The organism is Streptomyces showdoensis (genome assembly GCF_039535475.1).
In the GTDB taxonomy this organism is placed as follows: Bacteria; Actinomycetota; Actinomycetes; order Streptomycetales; family Streptomycetaceae; genus Streptomyces; species Streptomyces showdoensis.
Window position 1 is genome coordinate 1,572,001 of record NZ_BAAAXG010000026.1, and the last position, 15,849, is coordinate 1,587,849.

Below are 15,849 nucleotides of genomic sequence, written 5' to 3' on the forward strand. Positions count from 1 at the left end.
CTTCCGCCACAACCCCTCGTTCGCAGGCCTAAATCCCTGTCCGAATAACCGAGATCGAATTTGCGAACGGCAGATCTCTTGTTACCGTTCTGGAAGCCCGGTCGCTGGTGCATCCCCCCGTCGCCAGCGATCGGGCCTTCTCATGCCCGCGTACGGTTCAACTACCGTCCGGTCCGGCCGCGTTGCTCCCCGAGCGCAGCAGCAGCGGAGTGCTGTCACCCTCCCCCGCACCGGCGAATTCCGACACCGCCGAATATCCCTCGGGGCCACCCCTGACCGGCTCCCGCGGCGTCTCGCACGCCCCCGGTTCGTCCTGCGCCGCGACCGCGCAGCGCACCTGCACGGTGCGGCCTCCGGGGGCCATCAGGGTGAGGACGGCGTCGAGTTCCTGACCGGTGGCGTTGCGGTAGTACGTGCGCGCCCGGATGTCCGCGCCCTCGGTCACCACACAGGTCTGCGCCTCGACCCCGTCGGGGGAGGCGAGTTCGGGTCCGCAGCGGGTGGCGGAGGGCAACGCGACGGCTCCAGCGGCAGCGGGAGCCGGGCCGGCGGCCGCCGGGCGTCCCGGGCCCAGTCCTAGCTCCGCGAGGAGGTCCTTCGGCTTCGCGTCGCCGGAACCGCCGGAACCGCCGGAACCGGTTCCCGTGGCGGCGGGACCGGACGGGGTCCCCGCGGGACCCGCCGTCGCCGCGATCGGCACCAGGACGGCGATGACCACCGCGGTCCCGAGCCCGATCGCGCGGAGCTTCGCCGGACTCATCTGCCCCATGCCGCAGCCACCTGTTCCTCCGGAACGACCCCTCGGGGCGAAGATAGCGGCGGCCGGCGGGCGGGCGACGGGCCGCGCGCCCGTTTCCCCTGGATGCCGGGGTGCTCCACACCCGTTCGGGTGAACGCCCGCGCCGGCGCAAGCGACGCCCCGCCGGGGCGCCGTCCTCAGTACGCGAGTCTGCTGCCGCCGCCCGGCATGCTCGTGCTCGCCTCGACCAGGGCGTCCACGACCGCCTCCACGTCCGGCAGCCACGGCCGGGCCGAACCCTCCAGAGGCGCCCGCTCCCAGCGGACCTGCCCGGATCCGATGACGGAGGGCGGCAGCGGCAGATAGCCGCCCTCTCCATGGAAGCGCAGCGAACTGGGCACGCTGTCCTTCGTGTAGAGCAGCTCGCCGAGCCGTTCGAGGCTGTACGGGGCGACGAGGATCGCCCATCGGGTGGGCGAGGCCACGACCGGGCCGAGCCGCATCCCCAGCGCGTCCAGTGCGGCCAGGGCCCTGGCGCCCGCGACGGCCGGCAGGCTCACCGCGCAGGGGGCCCGGCCGCCGGTGGCGAGCAGGACCGGCGCCGTCGGCCGGCCGCTCCACCACCAGCGGATCATGCGGGCGTCGGTGGTGGCCGCGAGCAGGCCGGGGTCGAAGGGGTGCGCTCCGGGCACGACGCACTGGGGGTCGGGGCAGGCGCAGCTCACGGCGGCCGGCGCGCCGAGCAGGGCGCGCGCCCCCGTCGCCTTCGGCCCCGCGGTCCGCAGTCCCGCGCCGGGCAGCACGGGCCAGTCCCATTCGGTGGCGCACCGGAGCGCCGCGTCGAGCTGGGCGACGGCCGTCTCGCGCTCCTCGCGCGCCTTGCGCCGGAACCGGAGCCTGCGTCGCCTTCCGAGGATCTCGCGCATGAGCGCTCGTTCCTTTCCGTTGAACGCCGAATCCACATCACACCACGTGCGTGACTCCACGTGCGGATCTCTTCACCGTGCGTATCACTGTGCATCTCAGCGTGCGTCTCAGCATGCATCTCAGCGCGTACGAGCTGCATCCAGGCTCGGCAGTCGCTGCCGGCCGGTCCTGGCGGTGGAGGTTCCCCGCCACTCGGTTGGAGGGTGCGGCCTGCGGTGATGAGGACGCCCGGGTTCCGCGTCCGTATTCAGGGGCGTGTCCAACTGCCCCTGCCCGTCACCGATTACGTACCCGTCCCGCTCAAAATGACGCGCTTTCAAACGACGCCAGTCGACCGCAAATGGTGCACGCTGGGGGCAATTTTCAGCCAACTTCCCCTAGTCTTCAACCCTCTCGCCGCATCTCACGGACACCACAAGTCCCAAGGTGACAATGCTGGACATCGATCTACATGTGCGTGTAGATGTGGATCCCTGGGTAGCGGCGCAGAATGACTTGGGGGTTTGCGATGCTATTGCATGAAACGCGCAGGTCGGAAAGCCGCGTGCCATGAGTACGCCGCGTGCGCCGAAAGTGGCCGGAATCGATTCCGTTGTTTCCCTTCCCCCGCACACTGCGGCCGTTCCTCAGCCGCCGGGGCCCGCCGTGTCCGCCCCGCCGGGCCCGACCGACGGCCCGCTCCAGGACCGCCTGGCCGGCTGGGTCTCGGACCTCACCCTCCTCCATGAACTGACCGAGTCCCTGATCAGGACCGGATGCCTCGACGACGCCCTGCACGAGCTGCTGCGCGCCGGAGCCACCCTGGTGGGAGCCCGCCGCGGGATGGCCGTCCTCGAACCCGCCGACGGTCTCGGCCCGGCCGCCACCGTCGGTCTCGGCCTCGCCCACGCCGACCTCGGCACCATCGAGACCGTGCCGCGCAGCGTCACCTCCTACGGACGCATCCTCGACGGGCTCGACCCGTTGCCGGAGGGCTCGCTGCCCCGCCCGATCGCCATCCCCGACCTGCGCGGCGAGGAGGACCTCGACCCGCGCCACCGCGAGGTCGCCGCCCGCCTCGGCTACGCCGCCAGCTACGCGCTGCCGCTGGCCACCGAGCAGGCCGGCCGGCTCGGCGCCGTCGTCTGGCTCTACGACGAGCCCGCGGAGCCCGTCGAGCGCCAGCGCCACCTCGTCCAGCTGTACGGCAGGTTCGCCACCGAGCACCTGGCCCGCCTCCTGGAGGTCGAGCGGGCCCGCGCCCGGGTCGCCACCGTCGCCGAGGAACTGCTGCCCAGCCGCCTCCCCCGGGTCCCCGGCGTCCAGCTCGCCGCCCGCCACCTCACCGGCCCCCGGGGCGGCGGCGACTGGTACGACGCGCTGCCGCTGCCCGAGGGCGCCCTCGGGCTGGCCGTCGGCTCCGTCACGGGCGCCGGGCCGAGCGCCCTGGCCGCCATGGGACGGCTGCGCGCCTCGCTGCGCGCGTACGCGGTGATGGAGGGCGAGGACCCGGTCGCCGTCCTCTCCGACCTGGAACTGCTGCTCCGGCTGACCGAGCCCGCGCGCTCGGCGACCGCGCTCTTCGCCTACTGCGAGCCGCAGGCCCGCCGGATCGTGCTCGCCGGAGCCGGCCACACCCCGCCCCTGGTCGTCGGCGAACAGCGCACCGAGTACGTCGAGACCTCGCTCTCCGCCCCGCTGGGCATGCTGGCCTGCTGGGAGGCGCCGAGCGTGGAGCTCTCCCCGCAGCCCGGAGAAACGGTGCTGCTGTACACGGACGGGCTGCTCCGGCGCACCGGCGAGCCCATGGACCGGGCCTTCGCCCGGCTGCACGCCGCCGCCGCGGGCGTACCGAAGGCGGACCGGGCCGATCCGGGCGCCGTCGCCGATCACGTGCTGCGGACCGTACTGCCCGAGGGACCGGGCGGACCCGGCGGACCGGGCGGTCCGGGTGCCGCGGACGAGGACGTCGTGCTGCTCGCCGCGCGTTTCGAGTGAGAACCGCCACCGTCCTGACCCGCCGGTAATGGGTCTTCCGGCTCTGGGCCCCCTTCCGCACGACCGTACGATGGGAACGGTTCAGTGTCGTACCAGAGGAGGCAGACCCGTGGCCGATGAGCTCACGCCGGACACCCCGGAGACCCCGGAGGAGTCCGAAGAGCAGGCGATCAAGCAGCGGAAGAACGGCCTGTACCCGGGCGTCTCCGACGAGCTCGCCGAGAACATGCGGTCCGGCTGGGCCGACACCGAGCTGCACGACCTGGCGCCGATCGCCCAGGCCGGGCACACCGCCGACCGTCGCGCCGCGCTGTCCGCCCGCTTCCCGGGCGAGCGCCTGGTGATCCCGGCCGGCAACCTGAAGACCCGGTCCAACGACACCGAGTACGGCTTCCGCGCCTCCACCGAGTACGCGTACCTCACCGGTGACCAGACCCACGACGGCGTGCTCGTCCTGGAGCCGTCCGAGGACGGCCACCAGGCCACGATCTACCTGCTGCCCCGCTCCAACCGCGAGAACGGCGAGTTCTGGCTGGACGGCATGGGCGAGCTGTGGGTCGGCCGCCGCAACTCCCTCGCCGAGGCCGAGCAGCTGCTCGGGATCCCGGCGAAGGACGTCCGCGAGCTGCCCGAGCGGCTCAAGGAGGCCACCGGCCCGGTCCGCAACGTGCGCGGCCACGACGCCGGCATCGAGGCCGCGCTGACCGACAAGGTCACCGCCGAGCGCGACGAGGAGCTGCGCGTCTTCCTCTCCGAGGCCCGCCTCGTGAAGGACGCCTTCGAGGTCGCCGAGCTCCAGAAGGCCTGCGACTCCACCGCCCGCGGCTTCGAGGACGTCGTCAAGGTCCTCGACAAGGCCGAGGCGACCAGCGAGCGCTACATCGAGGGCACCTTCTTCCTGCGCGCCCGGGTCGAGGGCAACGACGTCGGCTACGGCTCCATCTGCGCCTCCGGCCCGCACGCCTGCACCCTGCACTGGGTCCGCAACGACGGCCCGGTCCGCTCCGGCGACCTGCTGCTGCTCGACGCCGGCGTGGAGACCACCGAGCTCTACACCGCCGACGTCACCCGCACCCTGCCGGTCAACGGCCGGTACACGGAGATCCAGCGCAAGATCTACGACGCGGTGTACGAGGCCCAGGAGGCCGGCATCGCCGCGGTGAAGCCGGGCGCCTCCTACCGCGACTTCCACGACGCGGCCCAGCGCGTGCTGGCCGAGAAGCTGGTCGAGTGGGGCCTCGTCGAGGGCCCGGCCGAGCGCGTCCTGGAGCTGGGCCTGCAGCGCCGCTGGACCCTGCACGGCACCGGCCACATGCTCGGCATGGACGTCCACGACTGCGCCGCCGCGCGCACCGAGGCGTACGTCGACTGCACGCTGGAGCCGGGCATGTGCCTGACCGTCGAGCCGGGTCTCTACTTCCAGGCCGACGACCTGACCGTGCCCGAGGAGTACCGGGGCATCGGCGTCCGGATCGAGGACGACATCCTGGTCACCGAGGACGGCAACCGGAACCTCTCGGCCGCGCTGCCGCGCCGCTCCGACGAGGTCGAGGCGTGGATGGCCGGCCTGAAGGGCTGACCGTACGCACGGACAGGGCCCCGCCGACTCCGGTCGGCGGGGCCCTCGCGCGTCCGGATGCGGATGCGGGTCAAAGGGGCAGAGGGCAGGGGGCAGAGGGCAGAGGGCAGAGGGCAGAGGGCAGGGGGCAGGGGGCAGGGGGCAGGGGGCAGGGGGCCGAGGGTCAGGTCAGCGCCAGCGGGGCGTCCGGGCGCCACTTGATGATCTTGTCGAAGCTGACCAGCGCGCCGCCCCGGCCGGTACGCCCGAAGTGGACGTGGTCGGCGAGCTCCTCGATCAGCCGCAGCCCCCGCCCGTTCTCGGCGTCGGGCGCCGCCGGACGCCGCTCGGGGGCCGGGGCGAAGCCGGGGCCCGAGTCGGCCACCTCGATGCGACAGGTCTCGCCGTCGAGATAGGCGGTGACCCGGTACGCCTGCGAACCCTCGCCCCGGTCCACCGTGCCGCCGTGCTCGACGGCGTTGGCGCACGCCTCGGTCAGGGCCACCGACAGCTCGTACGACACGTCCGGGTCGACGCCCGCGGTCTCCATCGTGCCGAGCAGCAGCCGCCGGGCGAGCGGCACGCTCGCAGCCTCGCGCCGCAGATGCAGGGACCACCAGATGCTCATGCTCCAGCCTCCTGGCTGCGGCTCGACATGCTGCGGCACGACATACCGATACGTATTGCCGTCCCGCGTGGTCCATAAGCCCCGAGCCCCGTCAAGAGCGCCCGTTCGGCGGATGCACTCCTCCCGTGCGCCGGTGTATGTCACCCCTAACGCGCCCAAGAGTGACCTTCCGGACCTGCCGTATGGGAGGGGTGGGGCTGGTGCGATGATGGGCCCGCCATGTCTGCCCCCGCGCTAGCGCCACGCATGCTGAGGGCCGCGGTGTTCACCGCGGTCTGTGTCGTGCTGTCCGCGCTCGGCCACGCGCTGGCCGCCTGCGCGGGGATCGCGCTGTGGTCGATGGCCGCCGGCTTCCTCGGCGTCTTCGGCATCACCGTGCTCTTCACCGGACGCGAGCGCTCGCTGCCCGCCATCGTCGGTGCGCTGACGGTCGGACAGCTCGGCCTGCACGCCCTCTTCGGGTTCGGCCAGCGCCGGCTCGCCATGGGCGCCGAGGCCGACCAGGCCCTCGTCCGGATGGCCGCCAAGCTCGTCTGCGGCCAGGGCGGCACGTCCCTGAGCCCCGCCGACGCGGCCCGGATCGTCAGCGACGCGGGGCTCGCCCCGGCCGCCGCCACCGGGCACGGCCACATGGCCGGCATGAGCGGCACGAGCGCCGCGACCACCGCCGCCCGGGCGGCCGAACTGGTGCCCAGCCTGCCCATGCTGCTCGGCCACCTGCTGGCCGCGCTGGCCACCGGCTGGCTGCTGCGCCGCGGCGACCTCGCGCTGACCCGGCTGGTCCGGCTCTCCGCGCAGGGCGCCACCGAGCTCGCCGCCTGCGCGCTCGTCCGCTCGCTGCGCGCCGCGCTCTCCCTCGTACGGGCCCTGCTCGCCGGGCTGCCGGGGGTTCCGGCCACCGGGCCGCGCGGCCCCGCCCGCACCGCCTTCGACTCCTCGCCGCCGCCGGTGGCCGAGGCACTCCAGCACACCGTGATCAGGCGCGGCCCCCCGGCCGCATCCTGCGTCCTCGCAGCCTGACGCGGACCGCTCGGAGGGAGCGGATCCGCGGTCGTCCGTGCGCCGGACGGCCCCCCGGACGATGCGCCGCATCCCTGACGTGCCGGTTCCACGGCACGTCACGGCGTCCGGTTTTCCGACTTCTCCTTCGAGCTGGAGTGTCTTCTGCCATGAGCGTTTCCCGTACCCACCTCTCCCGCGCCGTCCTCACCGGCGGCGCCGCCGTCGCCTCCGTCCTGCTGCTGGCCGGCACCGCTTCCGCGCACGTCGGCGTCCAGCCGCAGGGCGAGGCCGCCAAGGGCGGCTACGCGACCGTCAACGTGAAGGTGCCGAACGAGCGCGACAACGCCTCCACCGTCAAGGTCGAGGTCAACTTCCCCACCGACCACCCGCTGGCCTCCGTGATGCCGCAGCCGGTCCCCGGCTGGAAGGTCGAGGTCACCAAGGCCAAGCTGGCCAAGCCGCTGGAGCTGCACGGCAAGAAGATCAACGAGGCGGTCGCCAAGGTCACCTGGACCGCGGACGGCTCGAAGATCGGCCCCGGCCAGTTCCAGCAGTTCCCGCTCTCCCTCGGCCAGCTGCCCGAGGACGCCGACCGGCTCGTCCTGAAGGCCGTCCAGACCTACGACAACAACGAGGTCGTGCGCTGGATCGAGGAGCCCAAGGACGGCGCGCCGGAGCCGGAGAACCCCGCCCCGGTGCTGAAGCTGTCCGCGGCGACCGGTGACCACCACGGTGGCGCCGCCCCGGCCGCCGACGACAAGGCCGCCGACCACGACGAGAAGGCCGGTCACGACGAGAAGGCCGCGGGCCACGAGGAGGCCGCGAGCTCGACCGACAGCGCGGCCCGTGTGCTCGGCGTGGTCGGCATCCTCGTGGGCCTCGCCGGCATCGCCTTCGGTGTCCTCGCCGGACGCCGCCGCTCGGCCTGACGGCCGATCCCCCAACCCGGAAGAAACACCATGTCCGACAGCAAGAAAGCCGTCCAGCCCGGTGCCGTCGAAGCGAAGGACGGCGGCCGCCCCGGCCGCCGGGCCCCGCTGATCGCCGCCGCCGTGGCCATCGTCGCGGCGCTCGGGATCACGGCCGCGGTCGGTCTCGGCGACGGCGACAAGAAGCCCGGCACCACCAGCGGGCCGGTCGCCGAGGTCTCCGGCGGCAGCGACAGCGACAAGGCCGCCACCGTCCTCGACCGGCCGTTCGCCAAGCCCGACCTCGTCCTCACCGACACCCAGGGCAAGAAGTACGACCTGCGCGCGGCCACCAAGGGCAAGCCGACGCTCGTCTACTTCGGCTACACCCACTGCCCCGACGTCTGCCCGCTGACGATGAGCAACATCGCCATCGCCCGCAAGCAGCTCCCCAAGGCGGACCAGGACAAGCTCCAGGTCGTCTTCGTCACCACCGACCCCGAGCGGGACACCGCCGCGGAGCTCGGCAAGTGGCTGCCGGCCGCCGGCGACCCGTCCTTCATCGGCCTCACCGGCGACTTCAAGACCATCCAGGCGGGCGCCCGCTCCATCGGCATCGGCATCGACCCGGCGAAGAAGGAGAAGGACGGCTCGGTCGTCTCCATGCACGGAGCACAGGTGATCGCGTTCTCGCCGACCACCGACCAGGGCTACGTCCTGTACGGCGAGAGCACCAGCGCCGACGACTACGCCAAGGACCTGCCGAAGCTCATCAAGGGGGAGAACCCGTGAACCGCCGCACCACCGCCCTGTCCGCCGCCGTCGCGCTCACCGCAGCGCTCGTGCTGACGGGCTGTTCGTCCGCGGACGCCGACGCGCCCGCGCTCAAGGTGAGCGGCGCGTTCATGCCGCAGCCCGTGATGGACATGGCCGGCGGCTTCCTCACCATCACCAACGGCGGCGACGTCGCCGACAAGCTCACCTCCGTCACCAGCGGTCTCTCGGACGACGTCACGATGCACGAGACGAAGAACCAGAAGATGCAGGAGGTGAAGGCCTTCGACATCCCGGCGAACGGCGAGCTCAAGCTCGAACGCGGTGGCAACCACATCATGTTCATGGAGCTGAAGAAGCAGCCGAAGCAGGGCGAGAAGGTGAGCATCGAGCTCCACTTCGAGAAGTCCGGCCCGATCAAGGTCGACCTTCCCGTCGAGGCGCCGAACCACAACCCGAAGCAGCACTGAGCTAGTCGAGGGAGAACAGGACGATGACCACCACCGCCCCGCGCCTCGGGCCGGCCGTGACCCGGCTGCTGCTCGTCGTGGCCGCGCTCCTGGGCACGCTGCTCGCCACGGCGGGCCCCGCGTCCGCGCACGCGGCCCTGACCGGCAGCGACCCGCAGGACGGGGCGGTGGTCGCCACCGCCCCCAAGGACGTCAACCTCACCTTCTCCGAGCAGGTCGCCATGGGCACCGACTCGATCCGGGTCCTCGACCCGTCGGGGAAGCGGGTCGACACCGGAGAGATCCGCGACATGTGCAGCGGCTCGATCGTCCGCTACGGCGTCGAGCTGCTGCCCGGACTGCCCGACGGCACCTACACGGTGGCCTGGCAGACCGTCTCCGCGGACAGCCACCCGGTCTCCGGCGCCTTCACCTTCTCGGTCGGCGCCCCCTCCACGACCACGGTCGCCCTGCCCGAACAGAGCGCGGGCGGCGGGGTCGTCGGCGCCCTGTACGGGATCGCGCGCTACCTCTCGTACGCCGGTTTCGTCGTCCTCGTCGGCGGCGGCGCCTTCGTCCTGGCCTGCTGGCCGCGCGGGGCGGGCGTGCGGCCGGTGCAGAAGCTCGTGGTGCGCGGCTGGCTCACGCTGACCGGCGCCACCCTCGCGATGCTGCTGCTCCGCTCGCCGTACACCGGCTCGGGGAAGCTCGCCGACGTCTTCGACCTGGCCGGGCTGCAGTCCGTCCTGGCGACGAAGACCGGGGCGGCGCTCTCCTCGCGCATGCTGCTCCTCGGCGCGGCGGCGCTGTTCGTGGCCGTGCTGTTCGGCGCGTACGCCCGGCGCACCGACGAGAAGGAGCACAAGGACCTCACCTTCGGCCTCGCGCTCGGCGGCACCGTCGTCGCGGCCGGCATCGCCGGTACGTGGGCGCTCGCCGAGCACGCCTCGACCGGGCTGCAGCCGGGCATCGCGATGCCGGTCGACATCCTGCACCTGCTCGCGGTGGCCGTCTGGCTCGGCGGCCTGACGACGCTGCTGGTCGCGCTGTACCGGGACCCCTCGGTCGAGCGGTCCGCGGTCGAGCGGTACTCGAAGCTCGCGTTCGGCTCGGTCGTCGTCCTCGTCGTCACCGGGATCTACCAGTCCTGGCGGCAGGTCGGCACCTGGTCCGCGATGACGGACACGCGGTACGGGCAGCTGCTCCTGGTGAAGATCGGCCTGGTCGCCGTCCTCGTGGGGATCGCCTGGGTGTCGCGCCGGTGGGTGCGGCGGCTGGGGGACGCCGGGGGCACGGAGACCACCGGGACCGCCGGGACCGCCGGGGCGTCCGAGCCCTCCGAGGCGGCCGACGTGTCCGAGCCCTCCGAGGCGGCTGCTCCCGAGGACTCCACGGACTCCGAGGGCTCTGAGCGCTCCGAGGGCTCCGAGGGCTCCGGCGCCGAGGGCTCCGAGGGCTCCGAGGGCTCCGAGGGCTCCGGCGCCGAGGTCGACGACGCTCGTTCCGCGCAGCTCGCACGGCAGCGGGCCGCCGTCGCCACCGCCCGGCGCAAGCGGGAGCGGGACGCCGACCCCGAGCGGGCCGGGCTGCGCCGCTCGGTGCTGACCGAGGCCGCCGTCGCGGTCGTGCTGCTCGCCGTGACGACCGTGCTGACCTCGACCGAGCCGGCCCGTACGGAGGAGGAGGCGGGCCGCCTCAAGGCCTCGTCCGGTTCCTCCGCCGTGCCCAACCGGCCGATCGACGTCCGGATGCCCTTCGACACCGGCGGCGTGGACGGCAAGGGCACCGTGCAGCTGACCCTGTCCCCCGGGCGCACCGGCGCCAACGCGCTGCACATCTACGTGCTGCGGCCCAACGGGCGGGCCCTGGACGTACCCGAGGTGAAGGTCGCCTTCACCCTCAAGGAGAAGCAGATCGGCCCGCTGCCGGTACTGCCGGACCGGATCCAGACCGGCCACTGGACCGCCACCGGCGTCCAGCTCCCGATGGCGGGCGAGTGGCAGATGCAGATCACCGTGCGCACCTCCGACATCGACCAGATCACCATCGACAAGAACGTGAAGATCGGCTGACCTCCGTGAACGACCCCGTGAACGCCTCCGTGAGCAACGCCGTGAACGACTCCGTGGACGACTCCGTGGACGACGGCACCATCGACATCTCCCGGCGGCGCCTGCTCGGCACCGTCGGCGCCGCGGGCGCGACCGGTCTCCTGATCGGCGCGGCCGGCGGCGCGGGCATCGCGGCGGCGGGGGACGGCTCCGGCACCGCCGACGCCTCCGCGCTCACCTCGGTGGGCGCGACCGAGGTGATGTTTCACGGGAAACATCAAGCGGGGATCACCACTCCGCTTCAGGCCCGCGGGCATCTGGTCGCCTTCGACCTCGCCCCGGGCGCGGGCCGCAAGGAGGCCGCCGCGCTGCTGCGGCGCTGGTCGGCCACGGCGAAGGCGGTGATGGCGGGCAGGCCCTCGACCGGGGACACGGGCATCGCGCTCGACGCCGGGCCCTCCTCGCTGACCGTGACCTTCGGCTTCGGCCGCAGCTTCTTCGACCGGACCGGGCTCACCGCGCGGCGCCCGCAGCAGCTGGACCCGCTGCCCGCGTTCTCCTCCGACGCGCTCGACCCGAAGCGCTCCGAGGGCGACCTGTGGGTGCAGATCGGCGCCGACGACGCGCTCGTCGCCTTCCACGCGCTGCGGGCGCTGCAGAAGGACGCGGACGGGGCGGCGCGGGTGCGCTGGCAGATGAACGGCTTCAACCGTTCGGCCGGGGCCACGGCCCGGCCGATGACCGCCCGGAACCTGATGGGGCAGGTCGACGGCACCGGCAACCCGAAGCCGACGGACGCCGACTTCGACCGCCGCATCTTCGTCCCGCGGGGCGGCCAGGGCGCTGCCGGCGCCCAGGAGTGGATGGCCGGCGGCTCGTACGCGGTCGTCCGGCGGATCCGGATGCTGCTGGACGACTGGGAGAAGCTGTCCCTGGAGAAGCAGGAGAAGGTGATCGGCCGGCGGAAGGCGGACGGGGCGCCGCTGACCGGCGGGAGCGAGACCACCCCGCTGGACCTGGACAAGTTCGGCCCGGACGGCAAGACCGTGATCCCGGACAACGCCCATTCCCGGATCTCCGCCCCCGAACAGAACGGCGGCGCGGCGATGCTGCGGCGGCCCTTCTCCTTCCACGACGGGATCGCCGCGGACGGCACCCCGGACGCCGGTCTGCTCTTCGTCTGCTGGCAGGCCGATCCGCTGCGGGGCTTCGTGCCGGTGCAGCGGAAGCTGGACCGGGGCGACGCCCTGTCGCCGTTCGTCCGGCACGAGGCGAGCGGCCTGTTCGCGGTGCCGGGCGGGGCGGCGGAGGGCGAGTACGTGGGTCAGCGGCTGCTGGAGTCGTAGGCGCGTCGCCGGTGAGCGGCTGCTGGAGTCGTAGGCGCGTCGCCGGTGAGCGGCTGCCATTAGGGTGACCGTATGTCAGCCACCCGGTATACGTATCTCGGTCCCGAAGGCACCTTCACGGAGGCCGCGCTGCGTACGCTGCCCGAGGCCGCGACGCGGGAGCTCGTCCCGATGGTCTCGGTCCCGGCGGCGCTGGACGCCGTGCGCAACGGGGAGGCCGCGGCCGCGCTGGTGCCGATCGAGAACTCGGTCGAGGGCGGGGTGACGGCGACTCTCGACGAGCTGGCCTCGGGCGAGCCGCTGATGATCTACCGCGAGGTGCTGCTGCCGATCGCCTTCGCCCTGCTCGTGCGGCCGGGGACGAAGCTGTCGGAGATCAAGACCGTCACGGGTCACCCGGTGGCCCAGCCGCAGGTGCGGAACTGGCTGCGGGCGCATCTGCCGGAGGCGGTCTGGGAGTCCGCCGCGTCCAACGCGGACGGGGCCCGGCTGGTCCAGGAGGGCCGCTTCGACGCGGCCTTCGCGGGCGAGTTCGCGGCGGCGACCTACGGTCTGGAGGCCCTGGTCACCGAGATCCACGACGCCGAGAACGCCGAGACGCGCTTCGTGCTGGTGGGCCGGCCGGCCCGGCCCGCGGCGCCGACGGGTGCGGACAAGACCTCGGTCGTGCTGTGGCTGGGCGAGGACCACCCCGGTGCGCTCCTCGAACTCCTCCAGGAATTCGCCGTCCGCGGAGTCAACCTGATGCTGATCCAGTCCCGTCCCACGGGGGCCGGGATCGGGAACTACTGCTTCGCGGTGGACGCCGAGGGACATATCTCGGACCGGCGGGTCGGCGAGGCCCTGATGGGGCTGAAGCGGATCTGTCCGAAGGTGCGCTTCCTCGGCTCGTATCCGCGGGCGGGCGTGGCGGTCGAGGACGTGCGGGCGCTGCGGCGCGGCACCTCTGACGCGGAGTTCACGGACGCCTCGGACTGGCTGGCGCGGGCCCAGGACGGCCGGGCGTAGCCACCGGCGGGCGGTTTCCCACAAAGTTATCCACAGGCTTGCGTCTCGACCTGGGGACAAGTCGACAAGCGCACCGACCCCGTGTCACCGCATGCCCGGCATGGTCGACAAATCGTCGTCACCCCTGCTCCGGGGACCCACTCTTCGGGGCGAGGCATTCCCACTCGAATGAGTGGGAAAATGCCGGCGGTCATCGTGGTCCACAGATCTTCCACACAGCCTGTGGATAACCCTTCGGAGTCCCGTATTCCTGTGGAGAACTCCGAATGGGAAAAGAATGGAAAAACAAAGCAATTCGGGCAAAGTGACACGCAAGGCTATATGGGGTGGGGTCGCACGAGCCCGCACCGGTAGCCTGGTGGGGTGATTGACCTTCGCCTGCTCCGTGAGGACCCCGACCGTGTTCGCGCCTCCCAGCGCGCCCGTGGAGAGGACGTCGCGCTCGTCGACGCCCTGCTCTCCGCCGATGAGCGGCGCAGGTCGTCCGGCGTCCGCTTCGACGAGCTCCGATCCGAGCAGAAGGCGCTCGGCAAGCTGATCCCCAAGGCCTCCCCCGAGGAGCGCACCGCGCTCCTGCAGAAGGCCGAGCAGCTCAAGATCGACGTCAAGGCCGCCGAGGCCGAGCAGAACGAGGCCGACGAGACGGCCCGTACGCTCCTCCTCCAGCTCGGCAACATCGTCCACCCGGACGTGCCCGTGGGCGGCGAGGAGGACTTCGTCGTCCTCGAGACGCACGGCACCATCCGCGACTTCGCCGCCGAGGGCTTCGAGCCCAAGGACCACCTGGAGCTCGGCGAGGCGCTCGGCGCCATCGACGTCGAGCGCGGCGCCAAGGTCTCCGGCTCGCGCTTCTACTACCTGACCGGCGTCGGCGCGCTCCTGGAGCTCGCCCTCGTCAACGCGGCGATCGCGCAGGCCACCGAGGCCGGCTTCATCCCGATGCTGACCCCGGCGCTGGTCCGCCCGCGCGCCATGGAGGGCACCGGCTTCCTCGGCCAGGCCGCGGAGAACGTGTACCACCTGGAGAAGGACGACTACTACCTGGTCGGCACCTCCGAGGTCCCGCTCGCCGCGTACCACATGGACGAGATCATCGACGCCGACAAGCTGCCGCTGCGCTACGCCGGCTTCTCGCCGTGCTTCCGCCGCGAGGCCGGCACCTACGGCAAGGACACCCGCGGCATCTTCCGCGTCCACCAGTTCGACAAGGTCGAGATGTTCTCGTACGTCGCCCCGGAGGACGCCGAGGCCGAGCACAAGCGGCTCCTGGACTGGGAGAAGCAGTGGCTGACCTCCCTGGAGCTGCCCTTCCAGGTGATCGACGTCGCCACCGGCGACCTGGGCTCCTCCGCCTCCCGCAAGTTCGACTGCGAGGCCTGGATCCCCACCCAGGGCAAGTACCGCGAGCTGACCTCCGCCTCGAACTGCGACGGCTTCCAGGCCCGCCGCCTGTCCGTCCGCATGCGCGAGGAGCAGGGCGGCAAGAAGACCGTGCAGCCGCTGGCCACCCTGAACGGCACGCTGTGCGCCGTCCCGCGCACGATCGTGGCGATCCTGGAGAACCACCAGCTGCCGGACGGCTCGGTGCGCGTGCCCGAGGTGCTGCGCCCCTACCTCGGCGGCCGTGAGGTCCTGGAGCCGATCTCCAAGTGAGCACCTTCCCCTACCGCCTGGTGGCGACGGACCTCGACGGCACGCTGCTGCGTGCCGACGAGTCCGTCTCGGACCGTACGCGGGACGCGCTCGCCGCCGCCACGGAGGCGGGCGCCGCGCACATCGTCGTCACGGGCCGGGCGGTGCCCTGGACCCGGCACATCCTCGACGACCTCGGCTACGAGGGGATCGCGGTGTGCGGGCAGGGCGCGCAGGTCTACCACGCCGGTGAGCACCGGCTGCTGACCTCGCTGACCCTGGACCGGCAGCTCGCCGGGCTCGCCCTGTCGAAGATCGAGGCCGAGGTGGGCCCGCTGGCGCTCGCCGCGAGCCGCGACGGTCTGGAGGGCGAGGTCCTGATCGGCCCCGGCTACCGGGTCCAGGAGGGCCCGCTGCCGTACGTCCCGTACGAGGACCCGGCGGAGCTGTGGGCGGCCCCGCTGACCAAGCTCTACCTCCAGCACCCGACGCTCGGCGACGACGAGCTGACCCGGATCGCGCGCCAGACGGTCGGCGGGCTCGTGGACGTCGTCATGGCGGGACCGGGGATCGTCGAGGTCCTCCCGCTCGGCCTGAGCAAGGCGACCGGGCTCTCGCTCGCCGCGCGCCGGCTGGGCGTGAAGGCCGCGGAGACGATCGCCTTCGGCGACATGCCCAACGACATCCCGATGTTCGGCTGGGCCGCGCGCGGCGTCGCGATGGGCAACGCCCACGAGGAGCTGCGGGCGGTCGCCGACGAGGTGACCGCGTCCAACGAGGAGGACGGCATCGCGCTCGTCCTGGAGCGCCTGCTGGAGGCGTAGTACCGGACATGAGGAGCGGGGCGGCC

At 72.6% G+C, this 15,849-nt stretch carries 14 protein-coding genes; 11 read left to right on the forward strand and 3 right to left on the reverse strand.

The genetic code is table 11. From position 1 onward, the window contains the following. Positions 1 to 157: 157 nt before the first annotated feature. Together ABD981_RS20105 and ABD981_RS20110 are read right to left on the reverse strand one after the other, a co-directional pair. The gene (locus ABD981_RS20105; RefSeq protein ID WP_338058664.1) at positions 158 to 769 is read right to left on the reverse strand and encodes a hypothetical protein; all 612 of its coding nucleotides are present in this window, start codon (positions 767 to 769) and stop codon (positions 158 to 160) included. A gap of 167 nt (positions 770 to 936) precedes the next feature. Next, a complete protein-coding gene (locus ABD981_RS20110; RefSeq protein WP_046912405.1) occupies positions 937 to 1,665 on the reverse strand; it encodes a bifunctional DNA primase/polymerase in 729 nt (242 codons plus the stop codon). Positions 1,666 to 2,215: 550 nt separating this feature from the next. Here ABD981_RS20110 and ABD981_RS20115 point away from each other — a divergent pair. Together ABD981_RS20115 and ABD981_RS20120 are read left to right on the forward strand one after the other, a co-directional pair. Beyond that, a complete protein-coding gene (locus tag ABD981_RS20115; RefSeq protein WP_123955283.1) occupies positions 2,216 to 3,643 on the forward strand; it encodes a PP2C family protein-serine/threonine phosphatase in 1,428 nt (475 codons plus the stop codon). A gap of 109 nt (positions 3,644 to 3,752) precedes the next feature. Next, a complete protein-coding gene (locus ABD981_RS20120) occupies positions 3,753 to 5,222 on the forward strand; it encodes an aminopeptidase P family protein (RefSeq protein WP_046912403.1) in 1,470 nt (489 codons plus the stop codon). A 163-nt stretch (positions 5,223 to 5,385) separates the two neighbouring features. On the opposite strand, the gene ABD981_RS20125 is transcribed toward ABD981_RS20120, so the two are convergent. Then, entirely contained in the window at positions 5,386 to 5,829 is a 444-nt protein-coding gene (locus ABD981_RS20125; RefSeq protein WP_345530036.1) for an ATP-binding protein, read from the reverse strand. 219 nt (positions 5,830 to 6,048) lie between these two features. On the opposite strand from ABD981_RS20125, the gene ABD981_RS20130 reads away from it, so the two are divergent. The 9 genes from ABD981_RS20130 to ABD981_RS20170 all read left to right on the forward strand — a co-directional run bounded on the left by ABD981_RS20130 (position 6,049) and on the right by ABD981_RS20170 (position 15,823). After that, positions 6,049 to 6,849, forward strand: a complete 801-nt coding sequence (locus ABD981_RS20130; RefSeq protein ID WP_046912018.1) for a hypothetical protein — start codon at positions 6,049 to 6,051, stop codon at positions 6,847 to 6,849. 149 nt (positions 6,850 to 6,998) lie between these two features. Beyond that, on the forward strand, positions 6,999 to 7,760 hold the full coding sequence (locus tag ABD981_RS20135; protein WP_046912017.1) for a YcnI family copper-binding membrane protein: 762 nt from the start codon (positions 6,999 to 7,001) through the stop codon (positions 7,758 to 7,760). 30 nt (positions 7,761 to 7,790) lie between these two features. Then, entirely contained in the window at positions 7,791 to 8,531 is a 741-nt protein-coding gene (locus ABD981_RS20140) for an SCO family protein (RefSeq protein ID WP_123955208.1), read from the forward strand. Next, positions 8,528 to 8,983, forward strand: a complete 456-nt coding sequence (locus ABD981_RS20145; RefSeq protein ID WP_046912016.1) for a copper chaperone PCu(A)C — start codon at positions 8,528 to 8,530, stop codon at positions 8,981 to 8,983. Before ABD981_RS20140 ends, ABD981_RS20145 begins: the two co-directional genes overlap by 4 nt. 23 nt (positions 8,984 to 9,006) lie before the next feature. After that, positions 9,007 to 11,034 carry a copper resistance CopC/CopD family protein gene (locus ABD981_RS20150; RefSeq protein WP_046912015.1) on the forward strand — a complete coding sequence of 676 codons (2,028 nt, stop codon included), beginning with the start codon at positions 9,007 to 9,009 and terminating at the stop codon, positions 11,032 to 11,034. A 29-nt stretch (positions 11,035 to 11,063) separates the two neighbouring features. After that, positions 11,064 to 12,359, forward strand: a complete 1,296-nt coding sequence (gene efeB / locus ABD981_RS20155; RefSeq protein ID WP_046912021.1) for an iron uptake transporter deferrochelatase/peroxidase subunit — start codon at positions 11,064 to 11,066, stop codon at positions 12,357 to 12,359. A gap of 72 nt (positions 12,360 to 12,431) precedes the next feature. After that, positions 12,432 to 13,367, forward strand: a complete 936-nt coding sequence (gene pheA, locus ABD981_RS20160) for a prephenate dehydratase (protein ID WP_046912014.1) — start codon at positions 12,432 to 12,434, stop codon at positions 13,365 to 13,367. A 363-nt stretch (positions 13,368 to 13,730) separates the two neighbouring features. Then, positions 13,731 to 15,020 carry a serine--tRNA ligase gene (gene serS / locus ABD981_RS20165; RefSeq protein ID WP_046912013.1) on the forward strand — a complete coding sequence of 430 codons (1,290 nt, stop codon included), beginning with the start codon at positions 13,731 to 13,733 and terminating at the stop codon, positions 15,018 to 15,020. Then, on the forward strand, positions 15,017 to 15,823 hold the full coding sequence (locus ABD981_RS20170; protein ID WP_046912012.1) for an HAD family hydrolase: 807 nt from the start codon (positions 15,017 to 15,019) through the stop codon (positions 15,821 to 15,823). The genes serS and ABD981_RS20170 overlap by 4 nt, the downstream gene beginning before the upstream one ends. The last annotated feature ends 26 nt before the right edge of the window (positions 15,824 to 15,849 follow it).

What these genes read in the sequence shown, in the direction of transcription:
- ABD981_RS20130 (WP_046912018.1), top strand. Translation starts at nt 6,049, where the DNA reads ATGTCTGCCCCCGCGCTAGCGCCACGCATGCTGAGGGCCGCGGTGTTC.
- ABD981_RS20140 (WP_123955208.1), top strand. Translation starts at nt 7,791, where the DNA reads ATGTCCGACAGCAAGAAAGCCGTCCAGCCCGGTGCCGTCGAAGCGAAG.
- ABD981_RS20135 (WP_046912017.1), top strand. Translation starts at nt 6,999, where the DNA reads ATGAGCGTTTCCCGTACCCACCTCTCCCGCGCCGTCCTCACCGGCGGC.
- ABD981_RS20105 (WP_338058664.1), bottom strand. Translation starts at nt 769, where the DNA reads ATGGGGCAGATGAGTCCGGCGAAGCTCCGCGCGATCGGGCTCGGGACC.
- pheA (WP_046912014.1), top strand. Translation starts at nt 12,432, where the DNA reads ATGTCAGCCACCCGGTATACGTATCTCGGTCCCGAAGGCACCTTCACG.
- ABD981_RS20150 (WP_046912015.1), top strand. Translation starts at nt 9,007, where the DNA reads ATGACCACCACCGCCCCGCGCCTCGGGCCGGCCGTGACCCGGCTGCTG.
- ABD981_RS20125 (WP_345530036.1), bottom strand. Translation starts at nt 5,829, where the DNA reads ATGAGCATCTGGTGGTCCCTGCATCTGCGGCGCGAGGCTGCGAGCGTG.
- ABD981_RS20115 (WP_123955283.1), top strand. Translation starts at nt 2,216, where the DNA reads ATGAGTACGCCGCGTGCGCCGAAAGTGGCCGGAATCGATTCCGTTGTT.
- ABD981_RS20110 (WP_046912405.1), bottom strand. Translation starts at nt 1,665, where the DNA reads ATGCGCGAGATCCTCGGAAGGCGACGCAGGCTCCGGTTCCGGCGCAAG.